The organism is Hyalangium minutum (assembly GCF_000737315.1).
Lineage (GTDB): Bacteria > Myxococcota > Myxococcia > Myxococcales > Myxococcaceae > Hyalangium > Hyalangium minutum.
Genome location: NZ_JMCB01000013.1, coordinates 298,276 through 313,991 on the forward strand (window position 1 = coordinate 298,276; position 15,716 = coordinate 313,991).

The 15,716-nt window shown below is 68.7% G+C and carries 18 protein-coding genes; 12 read left to right on the forward strand and 6 right to left on the reverse strand.

The genetic code is table 11. The annotated features are described in order from the left end of the window. The first annotated feature begins 89 nt into the window (after nt 1-89). Nucleotides 90-539 (forward strand): MogA/MoaB family molybdenum cofactor biosynthesis protein, encoded by a 450-nt coding sequence (locus DB31_RS30055; RefSeq protein WP_240486968.1) that lies wholly within the window; start codon nt 90-92, stop codon nt 537-539. Nucleotides 540-552: 13 nt separating this feature from the next. Here the strand turns inward: DB31_RS30055 and DB31_RS49160 are convergent, their stop codons facing one another. Further along, nucleotides 553-702, reverse strand: coding sequence for a hypothetical protein (locus tag DB31_RS49160; RefSeq protein WP_157232236.1), 150 nt, complete (start codon nt 700-702; stop codon nt 553-555). Nucleotides 703-948: 246 nt separating this feature from the next. Here DB31_RS49160 and DB31_RS30060 point away from each other — a divergent pair, with 246 nt between their 5' ends. Beyond that, the gene (locus DB31_RS30060) at nt 949-1,881 is read left to right on the forward strand and encodes a TIGR02757 family protein (protein WP_205628585.1); all 933 of its coding nucleotides are present in this window, start codon (nt 949-951) and stop codon (nt 1,879-1,881) included. On the opposite strand, the gene DB31_RS47050 is transcribed toward DB31_RS30060, so the two are convergent. Continuing rightward, nucleotides 1,847-3,442 carry a sigma-54-dependent Fis family transcriptional regulator gene (locus DB31_RS47050; protein WP_240486952.1) on the reverse strand — a complete coding sequence of 532 codons (1,596 nt, stop codon included), beginning with the start codon at nt 3,440-3,442 and terminating at the stop codon, nt 1,847-1,849. The two genes, DB31_RS30060 and DB31_RS47050, sit on opposite strands and share 35 nt — an antisense overlap. Nucleotides 3,443-3,610: 168 nt before the next feature. On the opposite strand from DB31_RS47050, the gene DB31_RS45310 reads away from it, so the two are divergent. Continuing rightward, nucleotides 3,611-4,300, forward strand: coding sequence for an FHA domain-containing protein (locus DB31_RS45310; RefSeq protein ID WP_052420354.1), 690 nt, complete (start codon nt 3,611-3,613; stop codon nt 4,298-4,300). Nucleotides 4,301-4,313: 13 nt separating this feature from the next. On the opposite strand, the gene DB31_RS30075 is transcribed toward DB31_RS45310, so the two are convergent. Next, the gene (locus DB31_RS30075) at nt 4,314-5,108 is read right to left on the reverse strand and encodes an SDR family NAD(P)-dependent oxidoreductase (protein ID WP_044193773.1); all 795 of its coding nucleotides are present in this window, start codon (nt 5,106-5,108) and stop codon (nt 4,314-4,316) included. Nucleotides 5,109-5,210: 102 nt separating this feature from the next. Here DB31_RS30075 and DB31_RS30080 point away from each other — a divergent pair, with 102 nt between their 5' ends. The 4 genes from DB31_RS30080 to DB31_RS30095 all read left to right on the forward strand — a co-directional run bounded on the left by DB31_RS30080 (nt 5,211) and on the right by DB31_RS30095 (nt 9,272). Continuing rightward, a complete protein-coding gene (locus DB31_RS30080) occupies nt 5,211-5,621 on the forward strand; it encodes a PaaI family thioesterase (protein ID WP_169787114.1) in 411 nt (136 codons plus the stop codon). Between the two features lie 12 nt (nt 5,622-5,633). Next, on the forward strand, nt 5,634-6,836 hold the full coding sequence (locus DB31_RS30085; RefSeq protein ID WP_338034331.1) for a metallophosphoesterase: 1,203 nt from the start codon (nt 5,634-5,636) through the stop codon (nt 6,834-6,836). Nucleotides 6,837-6,854: 18 nt separating this feature from the next. After that, nucleotides 6,855-8,342: a phytoene desaturase family protein gene (locus DB31_RS30090; protein WP_044193774.1), complete on the forward strand. Its 1,488-nt coding sequence runs from the start codon at nt 6,855-6,857 to the stop codon at nt 8,340-8,342. Between the two features lie 138 nt (nt 8,343-8,480). Further along, nucleotides 8,481-9,272 (forward strand): SDR family oxidoreductase, encoded by a 792-nt coding sequence (locus DB31_RS30095; protein ID WP_044193775.1) that lies wholly within the window; start codon nt 8,481-8,483, stop codon nt 9,270-9,272. Between the two features lie 17 nt (nt 9,273-9,289). Here DB31_RS30095 and DB31_RS30100 read toward each other — a convergent pair whose 3' ends face one another. Together DB31_RS30100 and DB31_RS30105 are read right to left on the reverse strand one after the other, a co-directional pair. Then, a complete protein-coding gene (locus DB31_RS30100) occupies nt 9,290-9,700 on the reverse strand; it encodes a hypothetical protein (RefSeq protein ID WP_044193776.1) in 411 nt (136 codons plus the stop codon). A gap of 48 nt (nt 9,701-9,748) precedes the next feature. After that, nucleotides 9,749-10,582, reverse strand: coding sequence for a peptidoglycan recognition protein family protein (locus DB31_RS30105; protein ID WP_044193777.1), 834 nt, complete (start codon nt 10,580-10,582; stop codon nt 9,749-9,751). A 152-nt stretch (nt 10,583-10,734) separates the two neighbouring features. Between DB31_RS30105 and DB31_RS49165 the strand changes: the two genes are divergently transcribed. From DB31_RS49165 to DB31_RS30120, 3 genes are all read left to right on the forward strand, one after another. Then, nucleotides 10,735-11,106: a hypothetical protein gene (locus tag DB31_RS49165; RefSeq protein WP_044193778.1), complete on the forward strand. Its 372-nt coding sequence runs from the start codon at nt 10,735-10,737 to the stop codon at nt 11,104-11,106. Between the two features lie 303 nt (nt 11,107-11,409). Then, nucleotides 11,410-12,558 carry a PheS-related mystery ligase SrmL gene (srmL, locus tag DB31_RS30115; RefSeq protein WP_044193779.1) on the forward strand — a complete coding sequence of 383 codons (1,149 nt, stop codon included), beginning with the start codon at nt 11,410-11,412 and terminating at the stop codon, nt 12,556-12,558. Nucleotides 12,559-12,582: 24 nt separating this feature from the next. Continuing rightward, nucleotides 12,583-13,284 carry a tetratricopeptide repeat protein gene (locus DB31_RS30120; protein ID WP_240486953.1) on the forward strand — a complete coding sequence of 234 codons (702 nt, stop codon included), beginning with the start codon at nt 12,583-12,585 and terminating at the stop codon, nt 13,282-13,284. Nucleotides 13,285-13,314: 30 nt separating this feature from the next. Here the strand turns inward: DB31_RS30120 and DB31_RS30125 are convergent, their stop codons facing one another. Beyond that, complete coding sequence (locus DB31_RS30125) at nt 13,315-14,112, reverse strand: class I SAM-dependent methyltransferase (RefSeq protein ID WP_052420373.1); 798 nt, start codon at nt 14,110-14,112, stop codon at nt 13,315-13,317. Nucleotides 14,113-14,219: 107 nt separating this feature from the next. Between DB31_RS30125 and DB31_RS30130 the strand changes: the two genes are divergently transcribed. Next, complete coding sequence (locus tag DB31_RS30130) at nt 14,220-15,245, forward strand: AraC family transcriptional regulator (protein ID WP_044193782.1); 1,026 nt, start codon at nt 14,220-14,222, stop codon at nt 15,243-15,245. A 17-nt stretch (nt 15,246-15,262) separates the two neighbouring features. Beyond that, a complete protein-coding gene (locus DB31_RS30135) occupies nt 15,263-15,709 on the forward strand; it encodes a MaoC family dehydratase (protein ID WP_044193783.1) in 447 nt (148 codons plus the stop codon). The last annotated feature ends 7 nt before the right edge of the window (nt 15,710-15,716 follow it).

Here is a 15,716-nt window from a genome sequence, read left to right on the forward strand (position 1 = left end):
ACCCCCCGCACCGAGGGCATGACCACCATGGCCACTCGCACGCGGAGCAGGAGCACAAGGCACACGCGCCCGCGCACGTGAGCGTGTTCGTGGTGACGTGCTCGGACAGCCGCGACGAGGCGCGAGACGAGAGCGGACGCGCGCTGCAGAGCGGGCTGGAGGCCGCAGGCCACACACTGAGCGGCTACAAGGTGGTGAAGGACGACCCCGAGGCCATCCGGGCCGTGCTGGCCGAGGCTTCGGCGGCTGGCGCACGGGCCGTGCTGTTCAACGGCGGCACGGGGATTGGCCGGCGGGACTCGACGGTCGAGACGCTCCGAGGGCTGTTCGAGAAGGAGCTGCCTGGGTTCGGAGAGATCTTCCGGATGCTCTCCTTCGAGGAGATCGGCAGCGCGGCGATGATGTCGCGGGCCACGGCGGGGACGTACAAGGGGATGATCCTGTTCGCCATGCCGGGCTCGCCGCAGGCGGTGAAGCTGGCGCTGGAGGCGCTGATTCTCCCGGAGCTGGGACACGCGGTGCGCGAGCTGACGCGCTGAGCTCCGGTCCCGCTCAGGCGCCGCCTTCGGGCTTGAAATCTCCGGGCACGGGACGGTCCTCGATGCCCAGGTGGCCCTCCAGCGCGCGTTCGAGGAAGAGCACTTCTTGAGCGCTGAGTCCGGCTCCCACGAGGTGCTCCGTGCCGCCATGGGGCCGCTGCACCCGCAGCTCATACGTGTAGGTGACCGCGTTCTTGCGCGAGCCCTTCGTTGAGACCCGTGCGGGGCGAGGCCTCGATGCGCGTCCGGTTGAAGACCAAGAGCAGGATGGGGTAGCCGAAGAGGATCGAGAAGAAGATGGCAACGTGCCAGGCATCGGAGGCCTTCGCGCAGCGCTGCGCGGCAGACCGTGCAATGGGTATACATGGACGCGAAGATACCCTGCGAAGCAGGGCTGGGAGGTCGGTGAGTGAGCAGGCGTTCAAGTCAGACAGGGCTCTCAGGGAAGGCGGCCGAGCGCCTGCGCCCGCTCCTGGAGTCCTTCCTGGCGTCGACGGATGCCCGCTCGCGCATCGCGTTCGATCCCGTGGAGTTCCCGCACCGGTACTCGGACCCTCGGGACATCGAGACGAGCGCGCTCCTGGCCGCGGCGCTTGCATATGGCCGGGCGGACCTGTTCCGGCCCAAGGTCGACGGGTTGCTGCGGCGGATGGGCTCCTCTCCGGCGGCCTTCCTCCGTGAGCTGGATGTAGCGGGAGCGCGCGAGCTGCTGAGCGGGTTCGTCTACCGCTTCAATGTCGGCACGGATGTGGCGGTGTTGCTGCTCGGGATGGGCAAGGCCCTGCGAGAGCACGGAAGCCTGGAGGCGCTCTTCGTCCGAGGTTGGGAGGCCCACGGTTCGATCCACGGCGCCCTCAGTGACTTCACTGCAGCACTGAGAGACGTCCCGATGGCGGAGCTGCGGCGGGCATTGGGGAAGGAGCGGGGGCTGCACCACCTGTTGCCCTCACCGCTCGGAGCGGGCGCGGCCAAGCGGCTCAACCTGTACCTGCGGTGGATGGTGCGAGGGCCGGACGCCGTGGACTTCGGCATCTGGAAACGGGTGCCGGCCTCGGCGTTGGTCATCCCGCTGGACACGCACATCGGCCGCATCTCCCAGCACCTGGGGCTGACACGGCGCAAGGACCTGAGCTGGAGGACGGCGGAGGAGGTGACGGCCTCGCTGCGGCGGCTGGATGAGGCGGATCCGGTCCGCTACGACTTCGCGCTGTGCCACTACGGCATGAGCGGGGTGTGCCCGGCGAAGCCCGTGGCGGAGAACTGCGTGAAGTGCCAGCTGTTGCCCTCGTGCGCCGTGGGCCCTCGCATCACGCGAGCCCGAGCTTCTTCATCCGGTCCTTGAGCGTATTCAGAGCGATTCCCAGCTCCTGCGCGGCCTTTGTCTTGTTGCCCTGGTGCTTGTCCAGCGCGGCCCGGAGCTCCTCTTCCGTCAGGTCGCTCGGCCGCTTGCGCACGGCTGGCACGGACTGTGTGAGCGGGACTGCCGGCTTCGGCGGAGCCACGGACGGCGCCGCCACATGTGAGCCGAACCCGATCATCCGCTGTGACAGGTACGCCTTCACCGCCTCCAACGTGATCATCATCCGTGCGGAGCCCATGCCATCGATGGCTCGCGCCGCCACCTCTCGCGCCACCACGGCCTTCACGGTGGCCTCCAGCTCGCGGATCTGCCCGGGCCAGTCCACCTGCTGCAGGTAGGCGATCGCGTCGCTGGTGAACTCAGCGTCGTACTGCTGCTCCGTCTTCAGCCGGTGGAGGAAGTTCGCCACGAGGTTCGGGATGTCTTCCCGCCGCTCCTCCAGCGCCGGCAGCACGATCACATCCCCGGTGGCCAATCGCTGGGCCAGATCCGGCCGCAGTCCCGTCTGCTGCAGCGGCGTCTTCGAGGCTGAGATGAGCCGGAAGCGCGGCGGGGGCTCCCTCGAGTCCGGAGCCGCCCCCAGTGGCGCGAAGCTGCCCGTTCCCTCCAGGACGTCGATCAGGAAGTCCTGCGCCGCGGGCGGCAGGAACTCCACCTCGTCCAGGAACAGCGTGCCCCCATTGGCCACGTAGAACTTGCCCACTCGCGCGAATGCCGCCCCCGTGAAGGCCCCCTTCACGTGCCCGAGCAGCTCGCTGTGCAGCATCACCGCGTCCTGTGGCAGCCGGCCGCAGTTCAGGTTCACGAAGTTCCCATCCAGCCGGCTCCGGCTGTGGATCTCCCGCGCGATGAACGTCTTCCCCGTGCCCGACTTGCCCAGGATGAACACCGGCAGCTGGTGGCGCGCGCAGATGTGGATGGAGCGCTCCAGCGCCGCTGCCGCCTTCGAGCCCTCGTGTTGGGGCCTCGGCCCCGCCACGGGTCCCTCGGGCACCTCGGCCAGCAGGGTGATGCGGCTGCGCCCGTTGCCCAGCAGGATGACGTTGCCCGCCTCCAGCACCCAGTCCTGCGAGGCGCTCATCACCTGGAAGTACTCGCGCTCGTCGCCCTGGAATGGGAACTCCGCCTCGCCCAGGAAGCTCTGGTTGCGCGAGTTCAGATCCCGGTACACCCAGCGGTGATCCTCGCGGAACGCCAGGCGCCCGTGCTGGCGCGACACCGCGTCATGCGCAAACACCACCGTGGACTCCGGCGCCCGCCCGAACACGTACGAGCGATCCGGGTACAGCGGGACGATCAGATCCGCCACACCCTCGCGCTGGACGCGCAGCGCCTTGGGCTCGCGGTAGGGGCGCTCGGGTGGTGGGGGCGAGGGCTCTCGCAGGACCCGCTCCCGCCGCGTGATCTGGCTCAGAACCGGTACATCGGTCCCCACCGGGAGTGGAATCAGAGAGGTTCGGTCCATCGAGGGGCCCGACGCGCCCTCATCTCCGGGGGCCTGTCCCTCGGTCTGCTGCGCCTTCGGTTCGTCGCCGCTCGTCATGGGCCCTCGTGGCTGACGGTGCCTGTCAGCTCTGATGTCAATTCTGACAGTTCATCCGCGTGGCTGCCTGTCATTCCGTGAGGAGACATTCCAAGTGCTTGAAAATACGAGACTCTAGCGCAGGCGCGGAGGTCGGCATGCCTCCTGCTTTGGTGGGCGGTGGGGGATATGTCCCGCCTGTTCCCCCAGGCGGGAGAGCTTGGAGCCAACGTGTTCACCATCGCTGTGGTCTCGAGTGAGTCGGGAATCAAGTTGCAGGAGACGCTGGCGGAGCGGGAGATCTTCGTCGGCCGGTCGAAGAAGTCCCACCTGGTGCTCCGGGACGACACGGTGTCGGGCATCCACTGCCGATTGGTCGCCATCGAGGGCGGGGCCATCGTCATCGATGAGGGCTCGACCAACGGAACGTTGCTCAACGGCGAGCTCGTGGTCCGGCCCACCCTCATCGACGTGAACGACGAGCTGAGCGTCGGCCCGTACCTGCTGCGGGTGCAGTCGCTGGTGGGGAGCTCGAACGCGCCGCTCTCTCCTCGGCGCAGCGCCCGGTCGCGGCGCCTGGATCCGCCCGTGCCCGCCGAGGCCCTCCCGAGCGCCGAGCGCCCCGTCACCCAGGAGAAGCCCACGGACCTCCAACTCACCCAGGCCCAGGTGTTCTGGAGGATCCTCGGCTTCCAGCAGCCCGCCACCCTGGAGCAGGCCGGGGCCGCCTACGAGGCCCTGACCCGGGATCTCCAGCCGGACGCTGCGTCCGAGATCAACCCGCAGCTGCGCGCCCTGGCCGAGCAGCGGCTGCGGGAGCTCGACTTCGCCTGGGAGTACATCCAGCGGCTGTCCCGCCGGTCCCGGGACGCCGCCTGAGCGGCCCACTCCTTTAGAGGATGGCCTTCACGATGCCGCCTTCCACCCGGAGGGAGGCACCGTTGGTGGCGGAGGCCTTCTCGCTGGAGACGTAGACGATCATGTTTGCCACTTCCTCCGTGGTGGCGAACCGCTTGATGATCGAGGTCGGCCGGGCGTTGACGAAGAAGTCGCGCTCGGCCGTCTTTGCGTCGACGCCCTGGGACTTGCCCAGGTCCGCCACGAACTGCGACACGCCCTCGGACATCGTCGGCCCCGGGAGCACCGAGTTCACCGTGACGCCCGTGCCCGTCGTCAGCTCCGCGAGCCCTCGGGCCACCGCCACCTGAGCCGTCTTCGTCATCCCGTAGTGGATCATCTCCGAGGGAATCTGTACCCCGGACTCGCTCGACACGAAGATGATGCGCCCCCAGTTCTTCGCCTTCATCTTCGGAAAATAGAAGCGGCTCAGGCGCACGCCGCTCATCACGTTGACCTCGAAGAAGCGCAGCCAGTCCTCGTCGGGGATCTTCTCGAAGTCCTTGGGCTCGAAGATGCCCACGTTGTTCACCAGCACGTCCACCTCGGGGAAGGCCTTCGTCACGGCCTCGGCCCCCTGTGCCGACGCGAAGTCCGCCACTACCACCGATATCTTGGCGTTCGGCACCTCCTTGAGGATCTGCTCCCTTGCCTGCTGCACCCGCTTCTCGGTGCGGCCGTTTACGATGACGTGCGCTCCCTCGCGCGCCAGCCCGATAGCCGATGCCAGGCCGATTCCCGCCGTGGAACCCGTAACCAATGCCGTCTTTCCTGCCAAACCTAGATCCATGTCCCTTCCTCCTCGGGGCACAGGGATGCTCGAGGCTCCCGTGGGTTTCGCTGCATGGAGATGAGAGCATCCCGTCCGGGCCCCGGTTATGGTGAAGGCCACATGGATGACAAGCTGAAGGAGCGCCTGAGCCATTTCGGTCAGGGTGGATATGACCGGTCGTTGACAGGGATGGAGCTGCTCGAGGTGAGCGGGGGCAAGGCCCGGGTGCGGCTGCCCGTGGGCGAGGCCGTGCAGAACGCCAACGGAATGTTGCACGGCGGCGCGGTGGCCACGCTGGTGGACGTGGTGGGCACGCTGGCCATCATGAGCGCGGACCGCGACGGCCGGCCCGGCGTCTCCACGGATCTCAATGTGTCCTGGTTCTCTCCCGCGCCTGGCGACTCCACCGTGCTGGTGGAGGCCACCGTCCTCAAGTCCGGCCGCACCCTGGCCTTCGTCCAAGTGGACCTGCGCCGCGAGAACGATGGGGCGCTCGTGGCCCAGGGCCGGATGACCAAGTTCCTGGGCTGAGCAGGAGGCGCCATGTCGGTGATGATGATCAGCCGGCTCCTGATCCTCGCGCTGCTGAACCTGATCGGCTACGCCGTGGTGAAGCGGCTGTGGCCCGCCTTCTCCCGGGGCTGGCGTGCGTGGACCTATGCTGGCTTGGTGGCGCTGTCGTTCCTGGCCTGGGGGCTGCCCCTCGTGCTGGGGCTGGGGCTCCGGGGGCAGATCCCCGTCATTGGGGTGCCGCTCAAGCTCTTCTCCACGATGTGGATGGTCGCCGTCCTGATCGTCGTGCTGTTCGGCACGCCCTTCGTGCTGGTGCGGTGGTGGAAGCTGCGCCGCGCCACGGCCTCGGCGGCAGGCCCGGTGGCCGGAGGGGTGGACCTGGAGCGCCGCGGCGTGCTGATGAACATGGGGCGTGCCGTCCCCGTCGTCGCCGTGGGCACGAGCTCCGCAGGGGTGGTTCTGGGCAGCTCGGGCTTCGTTGTTCGCAAGCTGGAGGTGCGGCTCAAGGACTTACCCGACGCGCTCGATGGATTCCGGATTGGCCAGATCACCGACATTCACGTGGGGCCGTTCATCACCACGCAGGACCTCCGGGCCGCTGTGGAGGCGATGAACGCCGCGGAAGTCCACCTGCAGGTGATGACGGGCGATCTGATCGATGACGTCGAGCAGGTCGACGGCACGATGGAGGCGCTCGCGGCCTGCAAGGCTCCGCACGGGATGCTGGCCATTCTCGGCAACCACGAATACTGGCGGGGCGTGGAGCCCATCCTGGAGGGGTACGAGTCCCTCGCGAAGCGTGCGCCGGTCCGCCTGCTGGTGGATGAGTCCCATGTCATCGAGCACGGCGGCGAACGCCTGCGTGTGGTGGGCGTGGACTACCCCATGGCCCGGCGCAACCCATTTCTCCGGGCGGAGCAGATGCGCAGCTCGGCGGAAAAGGCGTTCGGGGGGACCTCTCCGGGGGAGGTGGTGCTGTGCCTGACCCACCATCCTTCGTTCTTCCCCTTGGCCGCCGAGCGCGGAGCCCACCTCACGCTCGCGGGCCACACGCACGGCGGCCAGGTCGCCTTCTTCGGCTTCCCGCTGTTCTGGTTCGTCTTCGACTACATGCTCGGCCGCTACAAGCTGAAGGACCGGCACCTCTATGTGTCGGGCGGCACGGGGCACTGGCTCCCGTTCCGGATCGGCATTCCTCCCGAGGTGTCGATCCTCACGCTCCGGAAGGCGTAGGGCGTTAGCTCAGGGGCCATGCCAGAGTCCTGGTACGACGCGGTGGTGGTGGGCGCGGGCTTCGGAGGGCTGGCCACGGCACTCGAGCTGGCGCAGCGCGGCGCCCGGGTGGCGCTGTGCGAGGCCCTCAACTATCCCGGCGGTTGTGCCAGCACCTTCCGGCGGGATGGCTACGCCTTCGAGGCGGGCGCCACCCTGTGCTCCGGGCTCGCCGAGGAGCAGCTCTTCGGTCAGTGGGTGCGGAGGCACGGGCTGGACGTGACGGTGGACTGGATCGATCCGCTCGTGGAGCTGCGCACGCCTTCGCTGCGCCTGAGTGTCTACCGGGATCGCGAGCGCTTCCTGGAGCAGCTCTGCCGCCTGCCCGGTGCTCCGGTCCAAAGCGTGCGCCGCTTCTTCGCGCTCCAGCGCCAGGTCGCCGACGCGCTGTGGACGCTCTTCGATGATCCGGCGCTGTTGCCGCCGTTGGATGCGCGGGCCCTGCTGCGGCATGCCGCCCGCGTGCCTCGGTATGTGCCCTTGCTGCGCTGGGTGGGCCGCCCGCTGGGCGCCGTGCTGGAGCGCTTGGGGCTCCTGAACTTCACGCCCCTGCGGACGTACCTCGACGGGCTGTGCCAGATCACCATCCAGTGCAGCGCCGCCGAGGCCGAGACGCCCTTCGCCCTGGCCGCCATGGACTACTACTGGCGCGGGACGGGCCACGTGCGCGGAGGCATTGGCCGGCTGGCCGAGGCGCTCGTGCAGGCCATCACCCGCTGTGGCGGCGAGGTGCTTCTCGCCAACCGCGTGAAGGCCCTGGCGCCCGAGGCGGGAGGCTGGCGGGTCGAGACACGCCGGGGCGTGCTGCGCGCCCGCAGCGTGGCAGCCAATGTGCTGCCTCGGGGGATGCTGCGCCTGCTGGGCCAGGCGCCTGAGCAGCTCCCTCGGCTGGCGGAGCTGGCCGGGCGCGTGGAGGAGGGGTGGGGCGCGGCCATGCTGTACCGCGTGGCTCAAGCGCCTGAAGGTGTGCTCGCCAAGGCCTGCCACCTGGAGCTCGTCCAGGACGAGACCGCTCCGCTCGTGGAGGGCAACCACCTCTTCGTCTCTATCAGCGGTGAAGCGGACACGGGCCGCGCGCCCCCGAGCCAGCGCACGCTCACCATCTCCACCCATGTGCCCCTGCGCCGGCTGGCCTCACAGTCCAGCGAAGAGCAGGCCCTCTACGTCTCCCGCATCCAGGAGCGGATGCGCGAGGGCCTGGTGCGCCTCGCGCCCGAGTGGTCGCAGGACGTGCGGCACGAGCTGACGGCCTCGCCTCGCACCTTCGAGCGCTTCACCCGGCGCGAGGCGGGCGCTGTGGGCGGTGTGCCTCGCCGGGCCGGCTTCCACCATTACCGCGAGCTGGGCCCTCGGCCGGTGAGGCCGGGACTCTGGCTCGTGGGCGACTCTGTCTTCCCCGGGCAGAGCACCCTGGCCGCCGCGCTCGGGGGCGTCCGCTCCGCCGCGCAGATCGCCGCCCGCCGCTGACTACCGGCCGCCGTGGGAATAGCGAGCAAAGCGGGGAATTCTATCTGTCTGGGGTGTTTATTCGGGCGGTAAAAGACGCAGTGACTCTGTTAGAAGGCCCTCTGGAAAAGAGGCGCTCCGTTGGGGGAGGAGACACGTATGGCGAAGGCGAAGGGAACGGTCCTCGTCACCGGGGCCAATCGAGGCATCGGGTTCGAGGTCTGCCGACAGCTGGGTCGCGAGGGGGTGAGGGTGCTGTTGACGGCGAGGGACCCGGCCTCCGGTGAAGAGGCCACGGCCCGCCTGCGCGCCGAGGGGCTCGAGGTGCTCTTCGAGCGGCTCGATGTGGCCTCGCAGGAGAGCATCGACGCACTGGGCGCACGGCTCGCGGGCCGGGAGCAGCGGCTCGCGGCGCTGATCAACAACGCCGCCATCACCATGGATGGCTTCGACGAGAACGTGGCCGAGAAGACCACTGCGGTGAACTTCTTCGGGGCCTGGAACGTGACGGACCGGCTGCTGCCGCTGCTCGAGGGGCACGGCCGGCTGGTGATGGTGTCGAGCAGCGTGGGCGAGCTGGGCACCCTGGCTCCGGAGATCCGCCGCCGGTTCGATCCACCGCCCTCCAAGGAGGCTCTGGCCTCGCTGGTGCGCGAGTTCATCGCGGACGTGCGGAGCGGGCACTACGCGCGCAAGGGCTGGCCGCGCTCGGCGTACCGGGTGTCCAAGGCCGCGCTCAACGCGCTGACACGGCGGCTGGCCTCGGAGCTGACGCCGCGGGGGTTGCTCGTGAATGCGGTGTGTCCCGGCTGGGTGCGCACGCGCATGGGCGGCTCCAGCGCTCCACGCAGCCTGGAGCAGGGCGCCGACACCATCGCCTGGGCTGCGATGCTGCCTCCAGACGGTCCCTCGGGCGGGTTCTTTCGGGACCGCAAGCCCATCGACTGGTAGCGAGAGAGAGCAGGGAACTACAGCAGCGCCGAGGGCAGGCCGGCCTCGCGCTCGAGCAGCTCGGCGGCGCGCGAATCTCTCGGCACCCCGAAGCGCTGCCGGGAGCACATCAGCAACTGGCCCGAGTACACACAGTCGGCCAGCCCCGCCGCGCTCTGGCCGTGCAGCACGAGCAGGCTGGCCCGCTCGTCCACCAGCCGGGCGAGGATGCGCGCCTGCTCCGGCGAGGCGAAGAGGCTGACGACTGACTTCGCATCGAAGCGCGTCAGCGTGTCGAACTCCATGCCGAGCGTGGAGATGCAGGCCTCGCGGATGGACTGGAGGCCCGTCTCCAGCGAGGCGCTCTCCCGCGCCCGGGTGAAGGCCGAGGTGAAGCGGCCGAGCTCCCGGACGGCATACAGCGCAAAGGCATGGCGGAGGTGAGGCATGTGGAAATCAAACCTCCGCCGCGCCCCAAAATCATCCACCGCGAGCGATCAGGAGATGCCCTTGCGCAGCCGCTCCCAGTCGAAGTTGGCGGACGGATCGCTCTTGCGGCCCTTGGGCACTGCCACGTCCTTGTGGCCGACGATGTTGCCCATCGGCACGTTGTACTGCTGCTTCAGGTAGCCGGTGAGCTGGGTGAGCGACTTCATCTGTGCCTCGGTGTAGGGCGTCTTGCCGCCGCCGTCATTGACGATCTCGATGCCGATGGAGCGGCCGTTCACGTCAGTGGGCACGCCGTGCAGCTCGCCCTTGCCCGCGTGCCAGGCGCGCTTCTGGTCGTTCACCAACTGATAGATCTTGCCGTCGCGGTCCACCATGTAATGGGCGGAGACCTCGGCCTTGGGGTCGCGCATGTGGGCCAGGTCCGCCGCGCCGTTGTTGGAGGCGGTGTGGTGCAGGACGATCGTGTCGATGTCCGCGCCCTTGCGATCATCGAAGTTGGGTGACGGCGAGTTGACGACGGGGGGCTTCTGGAACACGCCCGGCTTTGTCTCGGGCTTGGTGGGAGCAGTCGGCCCGCTCAGCTTGGCCAGATCCTTCTTCAGTGCGGCCTGGGTCAGGTCCCCGTAGAAGCCGGTGGACGGCAGCTTGTGGTCCGCCTGGTACTTCTTGAGTGCTGCCTCCGTCTTGGGCCCGAAGGTGCCCGCGCCCGCGCCCACCTGCGCCGCCGTCATGTACTTCAGCGCCACCAGCGCGTCCTGAAGCTGCTTCACCTTGGGGCCCGTGTCTCCTTCCTTCAGGCCCGCAGGCGGAGCGGTGAGCGCGGTGCTGGCAGCGGCGGGAGCACGGGTGGCCGTGGCGGTGGTGCGGTTGATCGTCGTCATGGGAGCGTTTCCAGGCAGCGAGGTTGCCGGCTTCTATTCACGGCGGATTATTACAGGCGGACAGCTCCTGGTAAACAAGGAATCCAGAAGAGTCTTCCAGTATTCCCATTTTCGCCTAAATTGCGCGTCTCTCTTTTTCCGGAGGTCTCTGCATGCGTCTGTTGGCTCTCGTGGGACTTGTGGGGCTGTTGAGCGGCTGTGGCGTGGGAGTGGAGGAGGAGGCCGCCGCGCCGGCTTCCGAGCGGACCGAGATGGGCCCGCCGGAGTCGTGGTGCCGCAGCTACACCTCGGCCCAGTACTGCCCGAAGTACATCTGTTACTGGACCGGCACCGCCTGCACGCTGCCTCCCGCGTCCGTGTCCGGGACTCCTGAGGAGACGACCCAGATGGGCCCGCCGGAGTCGTGGTGCCGCAGCTACACCACGCAGCGGTACTGCCCCTCCGTGTGCGCCTGGTACAGCTATCCCGCGCCCGGGTACTGCGGCCTGAAGGCCTCGTCGCTGACGGGCGAGCAGCAGCAGTAAGTCCTCGGGTTCACCGCGCAGTGAGCACCGCGTCCGCTCCGGCTTGGCTGGAGCGGACGTTTGCTTTTGGGGGCTCTTGCCAGCGCGACTCGGCGCGGTTAACCATGAGGCATGCGTCTCGTGGTGTGTGCTCGTCGATTTAGCCGCCCCCCGGCCCCGTTTGGGCGTCGGGAGGCCGTGCTGCCGTAGCGCGCACTCCTCTCGGTAGCGGATCGCCTCGCTGGCGTGATGCTCGCCCGGACTCGCTGGGGGGGCATTCGAGCTCTTGTCCGTTCCGCTCCCATTCCTGCCGAGAGGTTTCCCATGTCCGTTGCCATTCTGAGCGCCGAGGAAGTCCGGCGCGCGCTGTCCGTCCGCGATCTCACCAACCCTGCTGCTGGCCCCCACGCGATGCAGCGCCTCATCGAGGGCGCGCTCGAGGCCCTGCGCCTCGCCTGGGGCTGCGAAGTTCGTGTCCACCGCCAGAGCCCCATCGTCTCCATCGTCAGCAACTACGATCACCTGCACTACCCACCCGATGGCGCCGCGCGGGATGCCCGCTACACGCGCTACGTCTGCGACACCGCGCTGCTGCGCACACAGACCTCGGCGATGATTCCTGGGCTGCTGCGGCGGCTGGCCGAGGCTCCTCCCGAGGACGTGCTGCTGGCCTGTCCCGGGCTCGTGTACCGGCGTGACTGCATCGACCGGCTCCACACCGGCGAGCCGCACCAGATGGATCTGTGGCGCGTCCGCCGAGGCGCCACACTGGGAACTGCGGAGCTTCGCGAGATGATCGAGATCGTGGTCCGCGCCTTGTTGCCGGGACGGGAGCTGCGCGTAGCGCCAGCGCGGCACCCGTACACGACCGATGGCCTGCAGATCGATGTCCGCGACGGCGCGCAGTGGGTGGAGATCGGCGAGTGCGGTCTGGCACTGCCCGCGCTGCTGGAGGAGAGCGGACTGGAGCCTGGGCGCACCACGGGCCTCGCGATGGGGATCGGGCTCGATCGCATCCTGATGCTGCGAAAGGGGCTGGATGACATCCGCCTGTTGCGCTCGGCGGATCCGCGGATCGCGTCGCAGTTACTCGATCTGGAGCCATACGTCCCCGTGTCCTCGATGCCCGCGGTGCGGCGTGACTTGTCGCTGGCGCTCGCCGAGGAGGACACGCCCGAGGAACTGGGCGACGCGGTCCGGGCGGCGCTCGGAGACAGGGCGGAGTTGGTGGAGAGCGTGGAGGTGCTCTCGGAGACGCCGTACCGGGCGCTGCCTCCGGCGGCGGTGGCGCGGATGGGCATCGCGCCTGGACAGAAGAACGTGCTGCTCCGCGTGGTGCTGCGCGCGTTGGATCGCACGTTGACCCACGAGGAATGCAACGCACTGCGGGATGCCATCTACGCGGCGCTGCATCGGGGCTCCGCGTGGGAGTGGGCGGCGCGGCCTGTTGAGCGCCCCATACGCTCGCCCTGAGCAAGGCTGGAAAATAACGTCCCTGTGGCAAGTCGTACCCCGTCGCTGCGGGCGGGGTACGATGGGAACGCCATGCTCTTCCGAGACAAAACGCCCCCATCGCGTTCGGAGATCATCGCCGAGGCGGATCGCGCGCGCTCCAAAGGCCGGCTGAAGAAGGCCATCACCGGGTACCGCAAGGCGCTGGAGCTGGAGCCCAAGGATCCGGTGGTGCTCGGGAAGCTGGCGCCGTTGCTGGCGAGGACGAAGGAGCATGAGGCCTCGCTGCAGAGCTTCCGGGCAGCGGCGCAGGGGCATTTGGATAAGGGCTTCGCGGACAAGGCGCTGGCCGTCTACGCGCAGGCCGCGGAGGAGTTCCCGCACCAGTTGAACCTCTGGCAGCAGATGGCGCAGTTGAACATGTCGAAGGGACACCGGGCCGAGGCGGTGAAGACGCTGCTGCGGGGCCGGCTCCACTTCCGCCGCAAGACCGAGCGCCGGGGCGCCATCACCCTGCTGCAGGAGGTGCTGGCGCTCGAGCCGACGCTGTTCGAGGTGAAGCTGGATCTGGGGCTGCAGCTCGCCCGCGAGAAGCACGTGGCCGAGGCGATGACCTTGCTCAACCCGATGGTGCTGGACGCCAAGACGCGCCCTCAGTTGCGCCGGCTGCGGTGGACGCTGGCACTTGCGTCTCCGAGCGTCGCGGCGTGGGGTCGCTGGGTGCGCGCCGTGGTGCTGGGCCGCTGAGGGCGTCAGGACTTCACGGCGGAGGCTGCGTTACTTCGCGGGGGTGGGCAGGCCCAGCACGTACGTCACGGCGGGCTTGCCCGGCTTCTGTGCCTGGCCCACCTCCCAGGTGTAGCTCTCGCGCGGGAGGCTGTCCGTCAGCTTCCGCAGCTCGTCGGGGCTGTGCGCCCGCAGCGCCGACACGAGTCCGTCCCAGAAGATGACCAGGGGGAACAGCGGCACCCCGTACGTGAGCAGCAGCCGGGGCAGGGTGAGCGGCCGGATCGTCGGCGTGAAGAGCAGCACGAGCAGCGGGATGAAGAGGGCCGCGATCACCCCCTTCGGAGAGCGCTCGACGACCTCGAATGCTCCAATCGGGACACCCCTCGCTTGGGCATCCGCCAGCACCGCGCGCGCCGCCTCGGGCTTGAAGTGGTGCAGGGCGTTGAACAGGGTTCGCATGCCTCGTTGCTCGGGCGGCACCCTCGTCGCGTCCACGGGCTCCTGCAGGTACTCCGCTCCCGCAGCGAGTGCGCGCTCCCGGGCTCTCTCGTTCGGGAACAGATCCGTCTGCACCACCCGCACCCGCCGCCCGTGTTCCTGCGCCAGGATTCCACCCAGCCGGGGCAGAGGCCCTCCACCGCCCGAGCCCAGATCGAGCACTGTGTCCGTGCCTCCCGCCTCCAGGCCTCGGAGCAGCAGGGGAGCGGCCGCGTCGAAGATGCCCATGCGCTGGCTGATGGCCGCCAAGTAGTTGGTGCAATGGTCCCTCAGCGCGGCGGGGTACCACTCCTGATCGAGCAGCTCGAAGAGGTGGAGGCGAGGCCACAGGGACTTGGGAGGTGTCATGGTCGTGTCCATGCCTTCAGGGTGCCTGCCCGTCTGGCGATCCGCACTGACTTCGGGCGCCAGAACGGATTGCCGCGCACGCCAGGATACCGGTAGACCTGCGGGGCATGTCCTCCCCGGCTGTCGCCTCGCTCTCCACTCGGCAGGTCCGCCATGCCTTCCAGGCCTTGGATGGGCTGGGGATTCCGGGCGTGAACTCGGAGCGGCTGTGCCAGGAGGTTGGCCTGTCGCGCTCGGTGCTGGAGGACCTGGAGGCGCGCATCCCTTACGTCACGCTCGACACCCTGCTCGAGCGCGCCGTGGAGCTCAGCGGGGATGACAACCTGGGCCTCCACATGGCCAGCCTCCCGGTCGTGGATCCCGATGACGTGGGCTCGGCCGTCATCGCCACCAGTCCCACCCTGGCGGAGTCCCTCGAGCGGGGCGTCCGCTACCAGCGCGTCTGGGGAGATGGCGAGCGCCTTCGGTTCGAGGAGACGCTCCGTGGCGTCCGCATGCGCTTCACCCCCGTGGGCACCTGGAGGCTCGCGCATCGGCACCTGGCGGAGCTGGCCATGGCCCAGTTCGTCCATGGCGCCAGACTCCTCACGGAGGCCCCCGTCACTCCGCTCTGCGTGCGCTTCGTCCATCCCGAGCCCGCCGACACCCGAGAACACCGGGAACGCTATGGCTGCCCCATCGTCTTCGAGGCCCCCGCCAACGACATCGAGTTCTCCCGGGAGGATGCCGCCCGGCCACTCGTTCATGCCGATGCGCTCGTCCACCTCATCTTCGAGCGTCAGGTCCAGAAGCTCCTGAGCACACTGCCCGAGGAGCCCAGTATCTCTGCGCGGGTGCGGGCCTATCTCCAGCGCTCGCTCGGGGGCGGGGACTTCTCGTTCGCGGCGGTGGCCCGGGCGCTTCACATGCCCTCACGGACACTCCAGCGCCACCTGGCCGAGGAGGGGAAGAGCTACGCCAGCATCCTCGAGGCGCTGCGCCGGGAGCGCGCCGCGGACTTCCTGCAGCGCCGGGTGTCCATCGCCGAGGTCTCCTTCCTGCTGGGCTACAGCGACCCCAGTGTCTTCCACCGGGCCTTCAAGCGCTGGTGGGGCATGAGCCCCGAGTCCTTCCGCCAGAAGCACGGGGGCTAGGGCATACTCCGTGCTCCATGCTCTACTTCGATGACTTTCATCCCGGCCAGGTGATCGAGCTCGGCTCCTACCAGGTGCCTCGCGAGGAGATCATCGCCTTTGCCCGGCAGTTCGATCCCCAGCCCTTCCACATCGACGACGAGGCGGCCCGCCGCTCCATCTTCGGCGGCATCATCGCCAGCGGCTGGCACACCGCCTCCATCTGCCACCGCCTGCTCGTCCAGGGGCTGCTGACCACGAGCTCCTCCCTGGGCTCTCCCGGGCTCGATGAGCTGCGCTGGCTCCTCCCCGTGCGCCCGGACGATGTCATCACCCCCCGTGCCGAAGTTCTCTCCGTCACCCCCTCGCGCAGCAAGCCGGACCGCGGCGCCATCAAGTTCCGCATGGAGGTCCGCAACCAGAAAGGCGAGGTGGTGATGACCGAACTCGCCACCGCCCTTTTCGTGCGCCGCCCGCCCGTCTAGAGTCCGA